General features: G+C 76.0%; 2 protein-coding genes. Both read right to left on the bottom strand.

Features of this window, described 5'->3' with window-relative positions; translation table 11 throughout:
- Window positions 1-217: 217 nt before the first annotated feature.
- On the bottom strand, window positions 218-1,606 hold the full coding sequence (locus tag P1P70_RS44220; protein ID WP_319248088.1) for a maltokinase N-terminal cap-like domain-containing protein: 1,389 nt from the start codon (window positions 1,604-1,606) through the stop codon (window positions 218-220).
- Window positions 1,607-1,635: 29 nt separating this feature from the next.
- Window positions 1,636-1,774 (bottom strand): alpha-glucosidase C-terminal domain-containing protein (locus P1P70_RS44215; RefSeq protein WP_319248090.1); only part of this gene is annotated, 139 nt, incomplete at its 5' end.

The raw sequence follows: 1,774 nt of genomic DNA, 5'->3' as shown, positions 1-1,774 counted from the left end.
TGGCTGCACCGCGCCCCCCCGGGCCCGCCGGGCCCCGCCGGCCCCGCCCGCGTCCGCGCTGGGCCGCCCCCCCCCTCGCCCGCGAGGGGCGTGCCAGGCTCCGCTCCGGCCGCCCCCCCGGCCCGCCCGCCCTGCTGGGCGGCCATCCCGTGCGGGGCGGCGGCGCCGGGGCGGCCCGGCCGACTCGGGGGGCGTGGTGTCACGCAGGGCCACGGGTTCAGTCTCCTCTCACGGCGAGACGCTCGATCGCCGCCATCGGTACGGGGAGCCAGTCGGGACGGTGCCGGGCCTCGTAGAGGACCTCGTACACGGCCCGGTCGGTCTCGTAGGCGCGCAGCAGACCGTGCTTCTCGCGCGGGTCCCAGCCGGCGCGGGCCGCGTAGCCCGCGCAGTACGCCTCCCGGCACCGGCGCGCCCACTCCGGGCGCCAGGGCCGGCGCTGCCGCGCGGCGTAGTCGAAGGAGCGCAGCATCCCGGCGATGTCCCGCACCGGCGACTGGGTGCCGCACCGCTCGGCGAGCGGACGGGACGGCTCGCCCTCGAAGTCGATGACGAACCAGTCCGGGCCGGCCCGGAGCACCTGCCCCAGATGCAGATCGCCGTGCACGCGCTGCGCGGACGGTCCCGGGTCGCAGGCGAGCAGGGCGCGGAAGGCCGAGCGCAGTCCGGGGACGTACGGCCGCAGGGCCGGTACGCAGCGTGCGGCGGCGTCGAGTCGTTCGGTCATCGCGGCCGCCGTCCGCCCGTTCTCGTCGTGGGCCCCGGTGGGGAAGGCCGAGGCCAGCGCCAGATGCACCTCCGCCGTCGCCCCGCCCAGCTCACGGGCCTGCGCGGTGAAGTCCTGCCCGGCGGCGAGTGCGCCGAGCGCCAGCGTCCAGCCGTCCGACGCGTCGGGCAGGAACGGCTGCAGCACACCGAGGGTCGCCGGGAACGGATCGGTCGTCCGGAACCAGGCCACCGGCGCCGGCACCCGGCCGCACCCCTGCCCGGCCAGCGCGCCCGGCACCTCCAGGTCGGGGTTCACCCCCGGCTGGATGCGCCGGAAGACTTTCAGGATGTACGCGTCGCCGTACACCAGTGAGGAGTTGGACTGCTCGGCGTCCAGCAGCCGGGGGGCCAGCCCGGCCGGCACCCGTGCGCCGGGGTCAGCCTCGAAACGCAGCGGGCCCGCCGAGCCGGGATGCCGCAGCCGTTCGAGGAGCACCTCGGCCGACCGGGGGTCGTACAACGCGTCGTACACCGTCAGACCGGCGAGCGGTCCCTCGGACGCCCGCCCGATGAGCGCCCGGGCCAGACGCGGCACCGGATGCTCGCGCACCCCGAGCAGGAGCTGGTAGCAGTCACCGGCCGGGGGCGGTCCACCCGGCGCGGGCACCCCGCCGTGACCGGGATGGCTGGGCTGACCGGTGTACACCAGCAGATGCAGGCAGCCCGGGTACAACTCGGTCATCGACAGCAGGGCGAGGTCCGTGACCGGCCGGTCCTTGCCGGCGAACCAGCGTTGCCGTGGCAGCCACTCGCGCAGCAGTCCCGCCAGCGAGGTCATGAGGCCGGTGGCGACCTCCTCGCCACTCGGCCGGAGCAGTGCGGATGCGGTCTTCGACATGGTGACGCGTCCTTTCGCCGGCCCGCGCTTCAACGCCCTCGGGCAGCGCGGGAGAGGACTCGGGAGAGCCGGAACCAGTAGAAGCCGTGGCCCGCGAGGGTGAGGAGGTAGGGCAGTTCACCGATGGCGGGGAAGCGGACTCCGCCGATGAGTTCGACGGGGTGGCGT

It is taken from the genome of Streptomyces sp. MB09-02B (assembly GCF_033794485.1).
GTDB lineage: Bacteria > Actinomycetota > Actinomycetes > Streptomycetales > Streptomycetaceae > Streptomyces.
Note: the sequence above shows the minus strand (reverse complement) of the source record. Positions and strands in the feature narration are given on the sequence as shown.